Annotated in this window: 15 protein-coding genes and 1 pseudogene; all 16 read right to left on the reverse strand. The window is 59.7% G+C overall.

The genetic code is table 11. The features are described from left to right. Window positions 1–156 precede the first annotated feature (156 nt). Window positions 157–504, reverse strand: coding sequence for a hypothetical protein (locus tag KRR38_RS35720; protein ID WP_254514582.1), 348 nt, complete (start codon window positions 502–504; stop codon window positions 157–159). A 159-nt stretch (window positions 505–663) separates the two neighbouring features. Further along, window positions 664–2,928 (reverse strand): NAD(P)/FAD-dependent oxidoreductase, encoded by a 2,265-nt coding sequence (locus KRR38_RS35725; protein WP_254514583.1) that lies wholly within the window; start codon window positions 2,926–2,928, stop codon window positions 664–666. A 34-nt stretch (window positions 2,929–2,962) separates the two neighbouring features. Beyond that, complete coding sequence (locus KRR38_RS00625; protein WP_217397602.1) at window positions 2,963–3,331, reverse strand: nuclear transport factor 2 family protein; 369 nt, start codon at window positions 3,329–3,331, stop codon at window positions 2,963–2,965. Window positions 3,332–3,584: 253 nt separating this feature from the next. Continuing rightward, window positions 3,585–4,025 carry a hypothetical protein gene (locus tag KRR38_RS00630; RefSeq protein WP_217397609.1) on the reverse strand — a complete coding sequence of 147 codons (441 nt, stop codon included), beginning with the start codon at window positions 4,023–4,025 and terminating at the stop codon, window positions 3,585–3,587. A gap of 44 nt (window positions 4,026–4,069) precedes the next feature. Then, complete coding sequence (locus tag KRR38_RS00635; protein WP_254514584.1) at window positions 4,070–5,545, reverse strand: FAD-binding protein; 1,476 nt, start codon at window positions 5,543–5,545, stop codon at window positions 4,070–4,072. After that, entirely contained in the window at window positions 5,463–5,771 is a 309-nt protein-coding gene (locus KRR38_RS35730; protein ID WP_254514585.1) for an FAD-binding protein, read from the reverse strand. The genes KRR38_RS00635 and KRR38_RS35730 overlap by 83 nt, the downstream gene beginning before the upstream one ends. 553 nt (window positions 5,772–6,324) lie before the next feature. Beyond that, a pseudogene (locus KRR38_RS00640) lies at window positions 6,325–6,465 on the reverse strand (IS256 family transposase); the annotation flags it as partial. A 522-nt stretch (window positions 6,466–6,987) separates the two neighbouring features. Further along, complete coding sequence (locus KRR38_RS00645) at window positions 6,988–7,131, reverse strand: hypothetical protein (protein WP_217397611.1); 144 nt, start codon at window positions 7,129–7,131, stop codon at window positions 6,988–6,990. Between the two features lie 19 nt (window positions 7,132–7,150). Continuing rightward, the gene (locus KRR38_RS00650; RefSeq protein ID WP_217397613.1) at window positions 7,151–9,442 is read right to left on the reverse strand and encodes a TonB-dependent receptor; all 2,292 of its coding nucleotides are present in this window, start codon (window positions 9,440–9,442) and stop codon (window positions 7,151–7,153) included. Between the two features lie 387 nt (window positions 9,443–9,829). Next, on the reverse strand, window positions 9,830–11,056 hold the full coding sequence (locus KRR38_RS00655; protein ID WP_217397615.1) for an MFS transporter: 1,227 nt from the start codon (window positions 11,054–11,056) through the stop codon (window positions 9,830–9,832). 96 nt (window positions 11,057–11,152) lie between these two features. Then, entirely contained in the window at window positions 11,153–12,412 is a 1,260-nt protein-coding gene (locus KRR38_RS00660) for a DUF1214 domain-containing protein (protein WP_217397617.1), read from the reverse strand. A 19-nt stretch (window positions 12,413–12,431) separates the two neighbouring features. Further along, window positions 12,432–13,757: a TonB-dependent receptor gene (locus tag KRR38_RS00665; RefSeq protein WP_254514586.1), complete on the reverse strand. Its 1,326-nt coding sequence runs from the start codon at window positions 13,755–13,757 to the stop codon at window positions 12,432–12,434. 34 nt (window positions 13,758–13,791) lie between these two features. Beyond that, entirely contained in the window at window positions 13,792–14,514 is a 723-nt protein-coding gene (locus KRR38_RS00670; RefSeq protein WP_217397621.1) for a TonB-dependent receptor plug domain-containing protein, read from the reverse strand. A 335-nt stretch (window positions 14,515–14,849) separates the two neighbouring features. Beyond that, window positions 14,850–17,057: a TonB-dependent receptor gene (locus tag KRR38_RS00675; protein WP_217397623.1), complete on the reverse strand. Its 2,208-nt coding sequence runs from the start codon at window positions 17,055–17,057 to the stop codon at window positions 14,850–14,852. Window positions 17,058–17,175: 118 nt separating this feature from the next. Continuing rightward, on the reverse strand, window positions 17,176–18,288 hold the full coding sequence (locus tag KRR38_RS00680; protein WP_217397625.1) for a Gfo/Idh/MocA family protein: 1,113 nt from the start codon (window positions 18,286–18,288) through the stop codon (window positions 17,176–17,178). A gap of 43 nt (window positions 18,289–18,331) precedes the next feature. Beyond that, window positions 18,332–19,342 (reverse strand): alcohol dehydrogenase catalytic domain-containing protein, encoded by a 1,011-nt coding sequence (locus KRR38_RS00685; RefSeq protein WP_217397627.1) that lies wholly within the window; start codon window positions 19,340–19,342, stop codon window positions 18,332–18,334. Between the last annotated feature and the right edge of the window lie 41 nt (window positions 19,343–19,383).

A 19,383-nucleotide genomic window follows, 5' to 3' on the forward strand; every position in this document is an offset into this window, starting at 1 on the left:
GCCCAAGCCAGGAAATGCAGGCAGGCCGGCGAAGCGGCAGCGCTTTGAATCTTCAACAATCGCAGCGTATTTTCCGTTAGCCGTCTCGCACTCTTTTCGACGCGGATGACGGATCAGACAAGATGTTACCGATTTTGGCGTATTACCGCGCGTCAGTTAGCGGCTACTTAGCTCCAGTCCCGCAAGTGAGCCTTCTGCGCGCCAGTCGGCGATGATCCTGTAGAAGGCGAGCGGGCCTCCGCCATAGGCGCTGTTGCGGGCGTTGAGCCGGCTAACGTCGCCTTCATGGTTGAAGTAGCTCGGCGTACATTCGCGCAGCGCTTCGACCATCGAGACGGCGGCCCTGTCGATCTCTGCGACCCAGGAGTCTTCGGCCTCGCGCGTCACCTCGATGCGGGTCGCGTCCCGCTCTCGCGCCTCGCACAGGATGTAGGCGATATGCCGCGTCTGCTCGCCGATCATGTGCGGGAAGTTAAGCGAGAGGCCCGTCTGGACATGCGCCATGATGAAGAGGTTGGGGAAGCCGTGCGTGCCGTAGCCGTGGAACGTGGCCGCGCCGTTCGCCCACTTTTCCTTCAGGGTCAGCGCGCCGCGCCCGGCGATGTCGAAGCTGATGCGTTTGGCGAAAGGGCTGCTCGCGTCATAGCCGGTGCTGTAAATCAGTCAGTCGAGTAGATACTCGCGCCCGCCTGCAACCACGCCGTTCGGCGTAATTCGCTCGACTCCGTGCCCCTCGGTGTCGATCAGCGTCACGTTTGGGCTATTGAAGGTCGGCAGGTAATCGTCGTGGAAGCAGGGCCGTTTGCAGAAGCGGTCGTACCAGGGCTTGAGCGCTTCGGCGGTCGCCTTGTCGGCGACGACATCGCCCACCCGCGCGCGGATCTCCTCCATCTTCACGAAATCGGCGAGCGGTGCGACCTCGTAGGGATCGCCTATTTCGATACTCATTTCCTGCGCGTGGCCGAGCAGCTTGAGGATATTGCGCGGGATCGAGGTCCAGCCGTCGCCGACCAGGTCCTCCTCGAGGATCGCGCCGCCGACCAGCGCGGTGAAGTTCTCCATCCGCTTTTGCTGCCAACCCGGCTCCAGGCTCGCGAATTCGGCGGGATCGAGCGCCCGGTCGTCGCGCCGGTCGATTGAGGACGGGGTGCGCTGGAAGACGTAGAGCTGCTTTGCCGATGCGCCGAGGTGCGGCACGCATTGGACCGCGGTCGCGCCGGTGCCGATAATGCCGACGACTTTGTCCGCAAGCCCTGTCAGCCCGCCATCGGAGGTGCCGCCGGTGTAGCCATAGTCCCAGCGACTGGTGTGGAACGCATGGCCCCGGAAGTCTTCGAGCCCCGGCAGGTCGGCCAGCTTCGGGCGGTCCATCACCCCGGCCGAGACGACCACGAAGCGCGCCTTCATGGCGTCGCCGCGGTCGGTGCGGATGGTCCAGAGGCCGCTCGCCTCGTCCCAGGCGATTTCGGTGACGTCGGTGTGGAAGCAGGTGTCGCGGTAGAGGTCGTAGGTCTCGGCGATCAGCTTGCAATGCGCGTGGATTTCGGGGCCTTTGGCATATTTGCGCTCGGGCAGGACACCGAGTTCTTCCAGCAGCGGCAGGTAGATCGGTGCCTCGGTGTCACAGGCGGCGCCCGGGTAGCGGTTCCAGTACCAGACCCCGCCGAAGTCGCCTGCGCGGTCGATGAAGCGCAGGCCCTCGATGCCCGCCTTGCGCAGCTCCGCGCCCAGGAGGAGGCCGCCGAAGCCCGCACCGATCACCGCGATCTCAATCTGATCGGTCAGCGGCTCGCGGTCGGGGCTGCCGGCAAATCCCGGATCCTCCTCGTAGCGATGGTGGTGGCCGCGATCGATCCGGACGAACTGCCCGAGGCCGTCAGGCGTCAGGCGCCTGTCGCGCTCGGCGCGGTACCGGGCGCGCAGGACTGCGGGATCGATGCCATAGGCGTCCGCCAGCGGCTTCAGCTTGTCCGTCATGGGAGCATTGCCAGCGTCTGGCGCACGACCAGCGCCTCGTCGTAGACGCTCAGCGGCTCGACGAGCACGCCGGCATCGCAGATCTCCGGCCAGTGCGCGGCGATGTCCTCGGCGCTCGGCAGCGCGGGAGCAACCCAGCCTGTCGCGGCGCTGATTGCCACGCGGGCATAGCGCCCGCTGCAGGCGGAAAAAAATGCCGTGCGTCATCCCCGAATCTTCGCTGACGAGATGCATCGCCAGTGGCACGACCCAGTCGGCATCGAGCCGTTCGCCGCCGCCCGAAGGCGTGGCAATTAACTCGTCCAGCGCGGCGCCGACTTCGCTCACTTCGGCCTTCCAGCTAAAGTCCACGCTGTCGGCCATAGACGTGCGCGCGTTGGGCATGATGACGTTGCACAGCACTCCGTGGTCCTTGCCTTCAAGCGCGATCGTGTTCGCCAACCCTACGATCCCCGCTTTCGCGGCGGCATAGCTCGCTTGCCAGGGATGGCCGAACAGGCCCGACGAGGATGCCGTGAACAGCATGCGGCCATAGCCCTGCCGTTTCATCGCGGCGAAGGCGGGCTGGCCGACGTGGAAGCTGCCCTTGAGATGGACGTCTATGACGCTGTTAATGTCCGCCTCGGTCATCTCGTCGAAACGGGCATGGCGCAGGATGCCGGCGTTGCTGATCAGGACGTCGATCCGACCGAACGCCTCAATGGCGAGGTCGACGATGGCCCTGCCGCCGGCGCGCGTTGCCACGCTATCGCGATTTGCCGCGGCCAAGCCGCCCTGGGCGGCGATTTCGGCGACGACCTTGTCCGCAGCGGCAGGCCCGATATCGTTGACCACCACGCGCGCGCCGCGCCGGGCCAGTTCGAGCGCATAGGCGCGGCCGAGCCCGCCGCCCGCGCCAGTAACGATCGCGACCCGGCGGTCGAAACGTATTGTACTTTCGCTTCCGTTCATCGGCAGTCCGTTCCCTTACGCGCGCCTGTTCGGCCTAGGCGGCCGGGCTGAAGCTGCCGGCACGGTCGAGGTATTCGTCGAGCCGCTTTATGCGCTCGCCATCCATGACAACGACAACGCAGACTTCCCAGGACAAGCGATGTCCATCGGCGGTGCGGACCGTCATCACATGCTGCCGGATGAAGCCGCTGGCCGTTGGTTGACTGCGGATATCGGTGAAGGTCCGCCCGGGAAAATTGTCGACGAAACGGGCCCATTCGCGTGCAGTGCCTTCGCGATCATGCGCGATCCGATCGAAGCAATGCGAGATATGCGCGTCGGGGCTGAGCCATTCGAGCGCCGCCGCAACATCGCCCGCGGCCAAGTGGTCGAACACGATATCGAGCACGTTCTCGTTACGCATATTAGATCCTCTCCATTCCGTTCACACGGCCCATCACCTGGGATCGAAAGCCGAACAAGGTCTGCAAGATTTCCGAGCCGAACTGGCGCACGGCCGGGTTCAACGAGACGAACCAGTTCTCCTGCGGGGGGCGGGGGGGGCAGGGAAGGGGCTGCAGCTCGATGAGCTGTCCCATGAGGAGGCAGCCCGAGACGATCGCATCCTGATTGCACGAGACTGCCGGCGGCCGCGTCCTCGTCGCCCGGCCAAAAGATCAGCATGTTGAGCCGATCCTGCAATTTTGGCTTGAGCGATATATTGATCCGTTCCGAAACGTCCTGGACTTCCCGACCCGACCCATACCGCAAAGCGAAATGCGGAACGCCAGAGGCACGGTGCGGGCTGCTTGGCGATATCGCTTCCGGTCTTCCGCAAGATCATCATCTTCTAGGCTGAGGCGCTGCAGTCGCTCCTCGATCGCCAACTGCTCGGGCCTGATCTGTGACATATAGAATACATTGTTTTGGACGTTCTGATCGTCTCGATTGGGGTCGACGGCGAGAAACGTGTCCACGCCATCCCCCTTGAAGCCCGTGTCGGTTACCACGCACCCGAGCGCTTCGACCGGTTCGAACGCTAGCTGGCGCTCGCCGGGCCAATAAAGGGTCTCCACAGGGTTTAGAAGCCGACCTTCATAGTGGGCGATCTGTTTCATCTTCTCGATGTCCTCGACCAATGTTCATGCGTCCAGCACGATGTCTATGAATCGCCTTGATTTCCCAAATGCGCAGCGTGTTTGGCCGCGATGTAGCCGAAGACGAAGCTCGGCCCCACGCTCGATCCCGCGCCGGGATAGATCCGGCCCATGACCGAGGCGGTGCTGATGCCGGTGGCGTAAAGCCCCTCGATCACCGAGCCGTCCTGGCGCAGCACGCGGGCGTTCTCGTCGGTCACCACGCCACCATAAGTGCCAACGTCACCGGGCACCACGGGCGCGGCGTAGAACGGTCCCGTCTCGATCGGCCCCAGCGTGTGTGAGCCGTCCTTGCGGTGGAAATCGCCGAGCCAGTTGTCGTAGGCGCGGTTGCCGCGGCCAAACTCCGCATCGATGCCCTTGCGCGCGCCGTCGTTGTACGTGTCGATAGTCTTGCGCAGTACCGCCGGATTGATGCCGATCTGGCCCGCCAGCCCTACGATCGTTCTGTCTCGCTTTATGAAGCCGGAGTCGAGCCATGCCTTCGGCGGGTTTCCGCCGTGGTAGTTGTCCCGCCCCCTTTGATCGCCGATCCACCAGCTCGGCACCGCGGGCACGATCTTGTCGCGTGTCAGCATGTTCTGGCAGAACTCCATGTAGGAGCCGCCCTCGTTCATGTACCGCACACCTGATTGGTCGACGACGATCGAATGCGGCTTGGCGTAGTGCATCTGACCGCCCGCGAGTTCGCCCAGCGCGACACCATTGCCCTGGTTTTCCTTGCCCGGCGGGATCGACATCTGATTGCCGACCATTTCCTCCATCTGGCCGATGGCGGCGCCGATCTTCATCATCTCCAGGATCATCTCGCCGGTGCTGCCCGCCGTGGCGGCAGTCCACTTGGCGGAGGTGCCAGGCTGGTACTTGTCGCGCATCTCCTGATTGTGGCTGAAGCCGCCGGCGTTCACCAGCACGCCCAGGTCCGCGCCCACACGCCACGGCTTTCCGTCCTTCTGAGTGACGACACCCTTCACCGCGCCGCTCTCGTCGCTGATGAAGCTCGTCACCTTGCTGTTGACGCGCAGGTCAACGCCCGCGGCCAGGCTGGCCTGCAGCATCCGGCCCTGCAGCGCGCCGCCCGCCGTGACCCAGCGCTTGCCCGTGAGCTTGGCCATGATCATGCGCATGCCGACCTTGAGCATTTCGGTCTTGCCCTTCCACGAGGTCTTGGCGAGACCGATCTCGAACCCCTCGTAATGATAGGCCGGGACATTGCCGAGGAAGTTGGGTTCGAGCCGGTCGCGCCACCCGCCGAGTTCGTTCGAGTTGAACAGGTCGGCGACGATAGTACGGCCGGGGACCGAGCCGCCCGGGCGATCGTCGTAGTAATCGGGCCACCACGGGCAGCGGCGCATCTTGATGCCATTCGCCACCAGGAAATCGACCATCTTGGGGCCTTCAGTAACGTAGGCTCTGCGTTTGGCTGGCGTCGTACCCGGCGCATCGATCGACTGGCCCGCGGTTGCCTCCATGTAGGTCATGGCTTTTTTCGTAGCTGTCTTCGACCCCTTCTTCCTTCATGAAGCGGTTGTTCGGGATCCACATGACCCCGCCCGAGCGCGAGGTCGTGCCGCCGATCAGCCCGGTTTTCTCCAGCACCACGACGCTCTTGCCGAGCCTGCGCATGAGCAGCGCCGAACACATCGATCCGCCCCCGCTGCCGACGCTGATGAAATCGAAGGTCTCATCGAATTCGAGATTGCTCATTCAGCCCATCCTCTTGTTCTATCGAAATATCGTGGTGTTCAGGCCTGTTCGCGCAGCGCCTTGAGAAACTTGCCGCGATCGACCTTGCCCGAGGCCGTGCGCGGCAGCGCCTCGCGGGTCACGACGACCTCGCGTGGGACCTTGTAGATCGCCAGCTACGCTTTTATGCGCCTTGATCTCGTCCTCGGTCACATATCACTCGAGCTAGCCAACACGCCTTGCTCCAAAAATGTATTGCGCGCGATGCATATTCTTCTGCGGCAGATTGGCAAGTGCCCGTCGAGCGAGAACAGCCGCGATAGGAGCGAATGGCAGAAGGGGTTTCTTCCCTGATGCCTCTCACACATTGAGGACGAGCGCAGCCCCTAAGCCTTTTCGGAAAATCACCTGGAAGTCAGGCGGACGCAAAACGCAAAATCGGCGTGCGGTTCCTCGGAAAAACTGTCTGCCGGAGATGCAGAATAGTATCCCTTCCGATCATGTGGCTTGAGCCAGTGTGGCTCTTCGTCGCGCAACCCGGTGCCGCCGGCTTCCACTTCAGGTTTCGGCGCATACGTGGAGGCATTTGCGACTCGTTTTTCGAGCGGTTCAAGATCAGATGGAGGAGCTTTGTGGCAGCGTCATCTCTGAGGAAGTAGCCCCTGGCCAGGACCGCCCGCCTGAGCTTCGAGTACAAAGCTTCAATGTCGTTCGAGACGTTCAAGGATGTCGCCGCTTTTGTCGTTAGTCGACGGCATCTACAATCGAACCCGGCTGCATTCCGCTTTGGGCCATCTCAGTCCTGTTCTGTTTGAGGAGCAACACGCTCGCCTGAGGGTTAAATCTGCCGCCTGACTTCTGTCAGACCGCAGGGCCTGGTCCACGCCGATGGCGCAGTCCCAAATACTTCGCCCAATGGAAGTTAACCCGGTCAGTCGATGCTGCGCCGCTGCGCCCACTCGTCGTATGATGAGATTGACGCCGAAGACGTCCTACGGGTCTCAAGCCCCTACGGAACCGCGCGCCCGAAGTGGCGAATAGCCTCAGAGGCCACAATGAAATGGTACTGGATGCCGCAAAGGCGTTGGGACTTCGTAACGGCAAAAATTCCGCCGCGTTGGCCCGGGCACCTTGACCAATTTCTGCCCAAAGCGACCCTGCTGATAGAGGATTGACTAGTACCCGATCGAAGACGCCCGGACCCATGGCCCGGGCGCCCCGCATTAGTTGATGGTTTTCAGAATTTCAGGATCAAATCGGCACCGATCGTACGTGCCGGGACGTAGTTCGCCGAACCGTAAACCCCCAGCGTAGTGAGCGCGAAGGTCGCCTCGCGATTCTGCGTCAGGTTCTTGGCCCAGACTGCGAGTTCAGTATCCACGCCGCCGATCTTCATGTTTCTAAGGGCAGCGCGGGCGTTTACAATCCAGCTCGCTCCGACCTGTCGGATGCCGGCAAACTGCGGAATCCCTCTCAACCCTGTTCTGGGCCAACCAAAATGAGGAATGCCAGTTGCCATCGGCCCGTAGCAGCAGCGTAGTATCGCCCACGAGCGGTTCGGTTTCGAATTGGCCCCACAGACCGCCGGTCCATTTCGCCCTAAGCGCGGGCTGATAGTCGCCGCGATTCTGCGCGATCAGCACGGGATTAACGGCCTCGAACTTAGTGTCGGTATAAGACAGGCTGCCGCCGATCGTCAGGCCGTGCGCCGGTGCTGCAGTCGCTTCGAATTCGAAGCCTTGGGCCTTCACCGGGCCGCCCTGCGGAACGACGATGGTGCCGACCGTATTGCTAAATCCGATTGGGAATGGCGGCGTGGGAAACAGAGCCGGGAAATTGCCGCCGCTCTGCGCCGTTTGCAGATTCTTATAGACCACATGGAACAGCGACAGATTGGTGCGCAACCGTTTGTCCAGAATATCCGCCTTGATACCAGCTTCCCATGAGGTCGCGGTCTCGGGGAGGAACTCCAGTCCCGAGACGGAGCCACCCGACACGAAGGCCGTCGAGAACTTGCCGTAGAGCAGGATATCGTCGCTGGGCTTGTAGTTCACACCGACCAGGTAATTGGGCTTGGTTTTCTTGTAGTCGAACGGCGGAAAGCTGATGCGCGCGTTGGCCGGGCCCGCTACCAGCTGGCCAGTCTTGTGGTCGTAGGTAATGCGGGCGCCGCCAATTAGGTCGAGCTGCGGAGTGACATGGATTTCGAGCTGCGCATAGCCGGCCAGCGATGTCGCTTTGTTGTAGTTGACCGCCTGGCTGCCGGTGATCACCCCGTTTGGAACGACTGAGAACGAAGTGGTGCCGGGAATGTTGAGCGCCCCGTTACGTTCATTCGAATGGTACCAAATGCCGCCAGCGGTCAGGGTGAAGAGATCGGAATCATAGTTGATCTGGACCTCGTCGCTCCACTGCTTGATATACGATTCGGCTTGAACGCCAAGCGCTACAAACGGTTGCCCAACTCTCGCCTGAAGGCCTGCCGCAATCACCGGAATGAATGAGGCCGGAAGCCCGCCGGCAATCGCTTGGAACGTCGCCAGGGGCACAACGGCCTGCTGGGTGAAAGGCAGTCCGCTGAAGCCGTCGATAGGAGATGGGGCGAAGATATGCGAATAACGATAGGCGAAGATATTCTTCACTGACAGCCGGTCGTTGAGCACGAGCGTGCTCGTCAGACTATGGCCGTAGGTCTTCTGGTCGGATGGAATAACCCAACTGTTGTTTACGACCGAGGGTCGCTTTCCGTCAGCCGCGATATTGACCGGAGTGCTTTGACTGGTGAGAAGCGCATTGGTCAGTGGGCCGAGCAGCGCGCCAATTCCAGGCGCCGCCGCATTGATGCCGACGAGTCCAGTGCCTTCCGGCGTTCCCTCCTCGCGGCTGTAGTCGAACTTGTAGACGGTCTTGAAGCTATCGCTCGGCTCGAACTTCACGGCGGCGAAATAGGAATCGGACTTCCTAGTGCCGAGCCAATCAGGCGAACGACCGACACCCAATCCAGCCACCGTACGATCCCAGATCGCGCCTGCGCCAGCATTGCGGATGTCGCCGCGCTTATAGTTGTGAACGAACGTGCCATAGGCGCTAAACGGTCCGATTTGCGGCGTGTCGACGCTCAAACGCATGCGATATTGATCATAATTGCCCACGGTGAAGGCAGCCTTCACCCCGACCTCGCCGCTGGGGTCACGTGTCGAGATGCTGACAGCGCCAGCCGTTGCGTTGCGACCGAACAGAGTGCCCTGCGGCCCGCGCAGCATTTCGATACGCTCGACATCGGGAAGATCGAAAATACCGCCGCGGCCCGAACCGATGTAGACCCCGTCGATATAGATCGACACCTGCTTGTCCGATCCGGGCACGACGCCATAGCTAATCGCGCCGCGGATCGAGAACGACGGCACCTGCGAACCGCCAGCCGCTGTGCGTACGATCACGCCCGGCGCAAGACCTGATAGATCGGAAACGCTGCTGACGCGATTGACCTCGAGCGTGTTCCCTGTGAGCGCAGTGACGGCGATTGGCACATCTTGGAGGCTCTGCTCACGCTTCTGCGCGGTGACGACGATTTCTTCGAGTCCACCGCTGTCGCTCGCGGCCTGGGCGTGGGCGGCGCTAGCCAACAGGCCGCTTGTCACCAAGGCTGAGGTCAACAGCAGGCCGGTATGAAAACTGTGCGGTTTAACCATTAGTCTCTCCCCTGATTGTATGGCGCAGCCTTCAAGAGCGTGCGTTCGGTAGTGAGTGGCTCGAATCGCTTCGAGCGGCTCAGAAAACTAATTCCTAACGACCGTTAGCCTAAAGCATGCGATATTCAAATGCACCTTATGAAATGCAATGTGCATCAAGCAAGCTTTTGAGTTGGTCTGTGACTTTGTGGCCACACGAAGCGCTGCGCAGATGGGTGCCGCCCGGCGGGGCGACTATGAAGATGATCGACCCGGTGTGCGGTTATGGGGACAACGTCAGTATGGCATCGAGCGCAGCTCGCTTCCGCAAGTGCGACGTTGCCGACTCTCGCGCCACACCCTCTACTGACCGCTTGCCGAGCTCCGGTGGCTTCTTGTGGTTGGTGATTACCCTGGCACTACCAATGGCTTCGCATAGGCGAACAGAATCGCCGATAACAGTGATGCCACCACGGCCGCCCACAACGCCGGTGCGTAAGAGCCAGCGGCGTCGTGAACGACACTTGCCAAAAGCGGCCCAAGTGCACCGCCAAGCGCTGTCAGGCTCAGTAGCACCGCATACACCGAGCCGAATACCGACGGCGCAAAGAAGCGCGGAGTCAGGCAAGCGAGCAGCGCCACCAGGCCTCCAGAGCAGATGCCCATTAAAAGACTAGCTGTAAGCGCAATAGTAATACTTGAGGACGGGAGTGCCATCAATGCGCAGGCCAGGGCGAACGTCACCATCACTCCGACGGAAACAACGGCTGTCCCCGCCCGATCAAATAGGGCTCCGAGAGCAATCTTTCCGGGAATGGCAGCCAGCCCCGCAGATCCCGCAATGGACGCCGCAGTCATCGGGGAGAAACCCCTGTCGGAGAGTGCAGGGGCCAGGTGAATCAGGCAGCCCGCAGAAGCGGTAAACGAGACGAGCACGGAAATGGCCAGTTTTAGAAATGTCGGCGAAAGGTAGATCGCACGCAGCGGAGGGCGAACTATCGGCAACGGGGCACCTACGTGCCGGCTTTCCCCAAATGATCGACGGTCGAAGAAGAAGACTGTGCAAACAAAAAATGCCGGCAGTGCAACGACGACCGCCAGCAACTGGTAAGCACTCCGCCAACCAAATTCATCGATCAGCATTCTGGCAAGCGGCGGTGCGACGGCCGCAGGCAGGCTGACGCCGCACAGTGCGACAGCCATTGCGAGACTGCGACCCTTGTCGAATGCATGAGCGATCACTGCCAGCCACACCGCTGGACCTATAAGGGCCGCGGCCAGAGCGTGGCAGGCCCAAATTACCAGCCATAGGGCTGGGCTGGCGGTTGCGAGGGAAAATCCGGCTAGCGCCAGCGCCGAAAGTACGATGCCAGGTATCACCAAGCGGCGAGCATTGACCCGATCCACCACGCGGCCCGCCAACGGCGTGACGAGGAACGATAGGATGAGCGCGGCCGACATGCCGGCTGAGGTCTCGGTACGGGACCAGCCGAATTCGTGTTCAAGCGAAGGAAGGAATTGGCCTAACGAATAAATCGCGAAAATGGGCACTGGAATGCCGAGTAAGCTGCAAAGGACCAAAGGCCAGTTATTTGCCCATTCGCGCCTTGCACTAATCTCTCGCTCGGGGGCCATGGCCGCATCCTCTTTGGGACTCGTTAAAAACAGAAAACGTGAAGAATCTCATGGTACTTTTAGGCAAGGAAACGCTTTTGATAGCATTCACAATTTTTACCACTTGCGTCGCATCTGCGCCCCCAAGCGACGATCACGCACTCGCCGATCACGCTCATCAGATGATATCCTGAGCGTATTGGCGGGTAAGACTTTTGATAGGTTGCTTAGTTTGACCACTGTCGCAGTCGGCACCGGCGCTGAATCGCAAGTGTTCCAGCGCCCCTGGATTACGCCTTCGTTATACCCGCCGGTATCGAGCCAGTTCGCCACGCCGGGATCGCGCTTAGCGATCACTGCGCGGAACTTTCCATCGCTGTCGAGCGTCGCCTGCACGGCATTCAGACTCGCCTGATGATTAGCATAGTCGACGGTCCTGAATTGCATGTCCCCGACCAGGAAGGACCAGTAAAGGCATTTACTGGGAACCGTCGTCTCGAGAACCAGTGCCTCATCGTCGGCGATGCGGTACAATCCTTCAAGATAGACCTGTCCGGGGAAGGTTCCCCATGGCTCGACCGCCACGCGGTTCCACATGTTCTTCGCCTGCAGATCCTTCATGTGGTTGAACCAGACCATGCTGTCCCTCTTGACGAAGTCAACTACCGACTGGAGCCTAGTCGAAATGGCTCTGGCCGAGGGGCGGCCGGCGCCGACTGGCGTGTCGAGCCGCTCGATTCCGACAACAGGGTCTCGTTCATTTAGCCAATCGTAGGCGACTGACCGCATGAACATTCCCGTTGAGCGCGGATCCATCTGAACCCACTCCCCGGTATACCCTTGCGGTCGTTCCGCGCTGAGAATAAAGTCGAATTTACCGTCCGCGCTGACTGACATTTGATCGAGGCGGAAGAAGTTGAACATCGACGTTTTATTTTGCTTCGGATCTTGGGAATTGTTCGTGCCTATTAGCTGGATAAAGGTGAAGAGGTTGCTCCCCTTGAACCCGCGCAGCCGATAGATGCCCTTCCCATCGAGCGGAGTGCCATAATAGACGTAGTCCGGATTCGGTGCGGCAATGTTGTAGCCCATGTTGAAAGTCGGCACGAATTGAGGGTTATTAGGATCAACAGTTGCATAGGTTAACCATGCCCGCGAGAGCTGCCCGAACAAAAGATTCCAGGCTTCTTGGCGATTTTGAGGGTCATGCGAGTTGTAGACACTCCCGATCACGTCGTCGCCGGCAGCCGAAAGTGTTGCTATATAATCTTTCCACTCGGGCAGCCTATTTGCCGCCGGAGACTCCGCAGACAGAGGGCTAGCGGTCACAAAAAGGCTGAATATCGCCAATCCATTTATCAGCTTGCGTTTCGGCATATTGATCTCCTGTTTGAGTTCAGAACCGGTAGGCTGCAGATACACCGTATGTTCGTGGATCGCCCGGATAGCCGCTTAGGAACCCCAGCGTCGGAATCGAGGTTGTTCGGTTAAGATACCGCTTGTTAGCGAGGTTCTTCCCGAACACCGAAAAGGTGAATCCATTCGCTAGCTTCGCGGCAAGCGATGCGTTGATTAGCCCGTAGCTCGCCTGTTGGTTGAGGGGGTCATTAGGTGGAACCGGCGCGAAGTAGACGCGCGAGCGCCAAGCGTAATCGGCATGGAGTACAACATCTGTCGAGGCTAGCGACACCGTGTAGTCTCCGCTCAGCGTAAAGGTTGTCTTGGGCGTGTACGCGAACGGCGATCCGGCCACGAGGCCAACCACGGTCGGCGAGAGCTTCTTGTATTTGGCGTCCAGTAAGGCCAACGAGCCGCTGAGCCGGAGGGCGCCCAGCGCAGCTTCGGCTTCAAGCTCGAGACCCCTGATGCGCGCGGTGCCGGCGTTCTGACTAAGGGCGACCGTTGTGCCAGGACCGAAGGCGACATTTGCCAATATCTGGATGTCCGTGAAATCTGACTGGAAGACATCGCCACTGACGCGAAGAGCGCGAGCTACCTCAAACTTGGCACCCAGCTCGTAACTGTCAACTTTCTCCGGCCCGAACGGAAGCAAGGTGTTGGCAGAGACGCCGCGCGTATTGTAACCTCCTGAACGGAAGCCGCGCGACCACTTGAGATAGATTAGCGCATTACTGCTTGGCTTGTAATTCACACCCACGGTCAGCGGCACATATGAAAAGGTCTTGTTCGGCAGTGGAACAAGGCAGGTCGGAACGGTCGCTCCCGTGATCGCGCAGGAAGCAATTGTGCCGGGGGCGCCATTGGTGGTGGATGCATTGCGGCTGTAAACATCAAGCCGCCGCCGGTCGCTAGCATAGCGAATTCCACCGACGAACTGGATCTGGTTGGTTATCGAATAGGTCACTTGGCCGAATACCGCGAGATTCCGGTTGAACGCCGTTCCATCGGTTATAGTAAAGTTTGGCCCGAGCGGGTAGACGAAGTGAGAAATTACTTCATCTCTACCTTTTTCAGAAAAATAATAGGCGCCAACTATCCAGTCTAGGTCGTTGTCCAGCGCTTTGCCGTAAAACTGTAGTTCTTGACTGAATTGATGTTGCTTGGACGAATTGCGGTATATCTGCAGCATCTCGAACGGCGTGGCGTCTTGGTCGAGGTTGTTAAGTGTGCGGTTCACCTCGCGATAAGCCGTAATTGACTTAATGCTTGTTTCCCCGATCGCGCCCTCGACCACCAGCGAGCTCCCCCAACTGCGGGACATTAATGGGCCCTTCGTCTGGGAGCTCGGTCGGGTGCTAAATGGACTGACGAACTGAGCGGCCGTTTGCGTTCCGCCCGAGACTGTTTTTGCGAGCGTCTCGCCAATGGGGAAGGTTTTGAGCAAGGTGAACCATTGTCCGTCTGAGTGCAGAATCGGAGTAGTCGGCACTGGCCAGCAGTTGCCATCCATCTGCCACGTCAGCTCTGAGCGAGGCCCGTCCATATTCCTGATTCTGGCCGTTAAGGTCCGCGCCAGTGACCGCGCTCTTAGCATAGCCATCGTGCTGGGTATGACTTCCAACTACGCGGATGGCGGCTTCCTCCCCGAGCGGGATGTTAAGAACGCTGGTGAGTGACAGGGTATTGAAATTGCCAATTCGGCCGCTGACCATTCCCTCAAATTTGTCCGTCGGGTGGTTGGGTGTGATGGAGACTGCCCCGCCGATGGTATTACGGCCAAACAACGTTCCTTGCGGACCGCGCAGCACCTCCACCCGTTCGACGTCGAGGAACGCCATGTTGCCGCCCGTGAATCGGCCCAGGTAGACCCCATCAATATATATTCCAACAGCCGGATCGACGGCCGCGACGATGTCTTGTGCAACCTGTCCGCGAATTGTGAGCAACTGACTGGACCCGTCGCCGAACGGAGCAGCCGAAAGGCTTGGTGCGATGCGTTGCAGCGATTCCACGTCTGAAATTTGGCGCGTTTCCAGCGTGTTTGCCTGAAGCGCAGTGACGGCAACAGGAACGTTCATGAGGTTTTCCTCACGTCGGGTCGCAGTTACAATGATCTCCTGCAGCCCGTCCTTGCTCGCGTCACGTTCGTTTTGCGCAAGCGCGAGCCCACCGTGGAGCACCGCCGCTGCGCTAGCGACGCCAGAAAGCAATCTCCAATATTTTCGCCCTAGCATAGTCACCACCCTATATAGTCTGGAGTGCGAAAAGATCGTGACATTCTCGTGCATATGTCGCCGGTCTGTTCGGTAGTTTGTTTTATCCCGATTTATCGGAGCGCGAAGTATAAAGTAAGTCGATTCATCGTGATGGGAAAAGTCTGCCAATTGCGCCGGGCATGATTAGAGAAATCAAACTAGAATCTAAACTCTGCCCGCACGCCATACGTGCGAGGATCGCCGTAGTTTCCGCCATCTGCGAAATTGGAAACGAGGAAATTTGCCAGATAGGCCTTGTCGGTCAGGTTCTTTCCCCAAAGAACCAGTCGAAGACCTTCCAGCGCCGAGGGTGAAAAGGCCAGCTCACCGGAAACCGTTGCGTAGTGGCTCGGCCCCAGCCGGTTCGACACTTCGTAGCCATAGCCATCGTTGTAATATACAGATCCAAACGCCTCGACGCGACCGGCACTGATCTTCACAGTGTAGTTCGCGGAGAATGTCGCGGTGACTTTGGGAGTGCGCAGCATCCTCTTGCCGCTCAGGTCAACTGCGATTGTGTCATTGGCGCCGCCGGTCGCGTTAAGCGTACCTGCCGGAAGGTGTGGCACGAAGACCTGTGCGCCGGGAAACTTGCGGTATTTGCCGTCAAGCAGGCTGATACCGCCCGCCAAGGTCAGTTGGGGCGTTACAGCCCAGTTTAGGTCGACATCCACTCCCTTGATTCTAGCTGACGCGGCATTTTGCTGGATGTAAACTGGCGGCGCATAGGCGACGACCTGCAGGTCCTTATAGTCATAGTAGAAGGCGGCCAAATTGAAATGAACGCCGGGAAGAGGGGTCCCCTTGTAACCGACCTCGTAGGCAGTGATTACCTCGGGATTGACTGGATCCTGGCTCAGGTTGGCCGCGTTGATCACTCCGCTCTTGAAGCCCTGGCTGTAGCTTGCATAGATATTCGAATGTTGATCGAGCTCATACCGTGCCGTCACCCGCGGGGTAAACTTCGAGAAGCTTGCTGGTCCTTTCGGCCGCTCCTCTAAATTGCCGGTCGTGAAGTTTTTTGCGAAACCGTGCTGCTTCTCGTACGTGAAGCGGCCGCCAGCGGTTAGAACTAGCGATGACGTTGGACGATACGTTATCTCAGCGTATCCAGCATAGACTTCCTTGTCGAGCCGCTGCCAGTTCTCAAGCAGGAAGGTTGGCGCTATTGGCGCGCTCGGGGGGAGGTTGGGTGACCTTAGTCGAAAGATATTGGGGAACAGCTCCTCGGTTCCGGTCAGGTACAGCCCGCCGACGATGAAGCTTACGGGTCCCATATCCTTCGATACGAAGTTCATTTCCTGAACGAAGTAGTGGCCGCTATTGGTCGCTTGAGATTCTGCAAAGTTTGTGGGGCTATAATCGACGTCGGCTAGCCAGTTTATTCGGTTATTCGTGTATGCGGTCATAGTGTTTAGCGTGCCCGGACCGACATCGATCTCGGCATGGATATTTCCACCGTAGACCCTGGCTGTGAAGAATACGTCGGGGTTAGTTCCGAAATTCTTGGCGCTCGTCACACGCGGTGCGCCAGGGATCAGCACATAGCCCGTCGAATTCCCATTCAGCGCGAACCCAGCATATGCGCTGGAATCTGTCCGTTTCGAGTAGAATCCAGTTACTGTGACACGAGCTGTTTCCGATAACTCGAACAACAACTTGCCGCGCGCTACGGCCGACTCTAAGCCGCTTTCGCGCTGCCCAGTTACGATATGGGTACGAAAGCCGTCGCGGTTCTGAATACCACCCGAGAGGCTGGCGGCGATATTATTATTGATAGGACCGCTGACGAACCCGCGCACGTTGATGTCGTTGTAATTGCCGTAGCTGGCGCTAATCTTTCCGGTAATGTCGAAGCTCGGGGCCATCGTGCTGATGAGGATCGCACCTCCTGTCGCGTTCTGACCGTAAAGTGACCCTTGTGGACCTTTAAGCACCTCAATACTTTGGACATCAGGCAAATCCATCTGGGTGGCGGATTGCTGCGGCTGGTATACGCCGTCAAGATAGATGGCTACGTTTGAGTTGTCCCCTACGTTGGCACCGGTCGACGACACGCCCCGGATTGCGGGCTGCAGGAAGCCGCCCTGCAGCTGCATCACTACGGAAGGCGCGACCTGCGCGATATCGGAGGTCGAATTCACACCTGACCGGGCCAAATCATCCGCGGACAGCACTTTGATCGACATCGGGACATCCTGAAGCAATTCCGATCGCCGCTGTGCTGTCACGACGATATCGCTGCCCGTGTCGACCGCTTGTGCGGCTGGACCTTTAACCTCGGTTTGCGCGAAGGTCTTTGCCGGTAAGAGAAGAATAGCGCCAGCAAACAAGGCACTGCGAAACTGTGGTCCCGTACTATTCATGAACGGCTCCCCCCGTTGTTGGATGTAGGTAGATTATTTTGCAAGTATAGGTATTGTCTTGTGCTAATTAGGTATTAACAATCCCATCACTCTGTAAGAACAATGTCGTTCTTAGAATTCAATTCAATTTATGGTGACGCGGAGTCCGTCTTTTTTTCGCAGACTCCCGGATCGCATCAATGACCTTCATGCAGGCAAGGCCATCAGCGAAGGTTGCCGGTGCCGCCGGACTGGGAGAGCACTTGCCTTCGATCCGCGCTCGCAGCACCTCGCAGAGCCGCGTATAGGGAGCGATCTCGTGCGAAGTGAGGAACTGCCATTCGGTGCTTTCGTGACGAGGATCCAGAAGGGGCTCAGTCACTGTCGGCAGGGCGAGATCGGCGGGAACGGTTAGCTCGCGCGCGCCTTCCATGTTGGCGAGCCACACCGCTTCACCCTCGGTCCACAGTGTTCCTTTGGTGCCGGCGACGCGGTAAAGGCCGGTCGCTGGTCCCAACGCGCCCGAGGTCTGCTGCATGATACCCGACACGCCGTTGACCAGCCGAAAGCGCACCACGAAGGAGTCTTCTATTCGCTCAGCTGCATCGCACACTTTCGTCAAGTCGGCGCTCACTGAGGCGAATTCGCCGATCTCGGTGCGGATCTGATCGATGATGTGCGACCCCGACGCGCCGAGCCAGCCTCCCCCCATTGCAGGATCGAACCACCAGCGCGGCAAGTCGGAAGCAAAATCCCTTACGTAGCCGCCAAAGCCGACGAGCGATGCAAAGCGGGGCTCGCCGATCAGGCCCTGAGCAATCGCGCGGGCAACGAGCGCGCGTTGCGGGACGAAGCGAAACTCGTGGCCAAGCATGTGCACCTTGCCTGCAGTCACCGCCGCGTCGAGCAAGGTTTGTGCTTCGCCTACGCTGGTGACGAAAGGCTTCTCGCACAGGACGTGGCAGCCGAGCGCCAACGCATCGAGCGAAAGCGCCGAGTGTTCATACGGCGGCGCGGCGATCGCAACGGTGCCGGCGCCAGTATGCGCTATTGCCTCTGTGAGGTCAGTGAACGAATTGGGGACTTGGTTGATGGCCGCGCGAGCGGAGGTTCGCGCGCGGTCGGTGCCGACGAGGCCCACCACGTCGAAACCCGCTGCGCGCAGGGCCGGAACCTGGATTCTGCACCCGAAGCCCGTGCCGACGACTATCGCGCGCAGCGCAGGATTCGCGGCGGAATTATCTAATGTCATGGTAAATCCTCATTCAATATCGCGGCATGGAGCGGAGCCGGCGCTACATCACCACGTGGACCTTCGTCTGGTCGTTGGATGAGCGTAGCTGCTCGAACGTCGCGGGCAGGTCGTCGAGGCTGACCTCGGAGGTGATCATCATCTTCGGGTCTACTTTGCCCGCCAGCATGATGTCCGCGACCCGCTCGAACTCCTCGGGCGAGTAGGTGAGCGGAAAGCTAATTCGGACCTGCTTGAAGGCCGCTGTGGCGGGAACGACTGCGTCGGGAGACGTGCAGAAGCCGAGCGACACCACTTGCCCGAACACGGCGACGTGGTTGATGGACTGCTCGAGGAGGCCGAGCGCGCCAACGCATTCGAAAACGATCTCAGGGGAGTTCCCCAGTGCTTCGATGACTTCTCCCACTTCGTCAGGGCCGGTCTGTACGAATACGTCGGCACCCATAGCCAATGCCATCGGCGACCTGGCTACCGAGCGTGATGCGGCGACGATACGACCCGCTCCGAGACGCCGAGCCCAGAAAATGGTCGCGAGGCCCACGGATCCTGCCCCGATAACGAGCACTCTCGCACCGAGCCGCATATTGGCCATGGCGACGCCATGCATGCCGATCGCCAGCGGCTCGACAAGCGCGCCATCGGCAAGCGAAAGGGTCGCTGGAAGGCGCGTCGCGGCCCGATCGTGGATGCGCACGTATTCGCCGAAGCCACCGCCCAAAGTCATCGCGCCATTTGGACAGAACAACGGCAAACCGCGAAAACAGGCTTCGCAAGCACCGCAGCCCGCCTTGGCCATTCCGCTGACCCGGTCTCCTACGCGATGGCGTTCAACGTCCCTGCCGACCGCAACAACTTCGCCTGCAAATTCATGACCGAGTACAGATCCCACCGGGAAGTCCCAGCCATGTCCTGAGGTCATATGCAAATCCGTCCCGCATATTCCGCAGCGGCCGACCTTGACCAATAGATCGCTCGGCCCTGGTACAGGGTCCTGTAGCGTCTCGATTTGGAGGGCCTGGGCACGGTTGGGCCCCTTGAACACCGCCGCCTTCATAGCACTGCCTCTCCCGGTTTCCCGCGCCCTTTGTGGCGGCG

It is taken from the genome of Novosphingobium sp. G106, assembly GCF_019075875.1.
In the GTDB taxonomy this organism is placed as follows: Bacteria; Pseudomonadota; Alphaproteobacteria; order Sphingomonadales; family Sphingomonadaceae; genus Novosphingobium.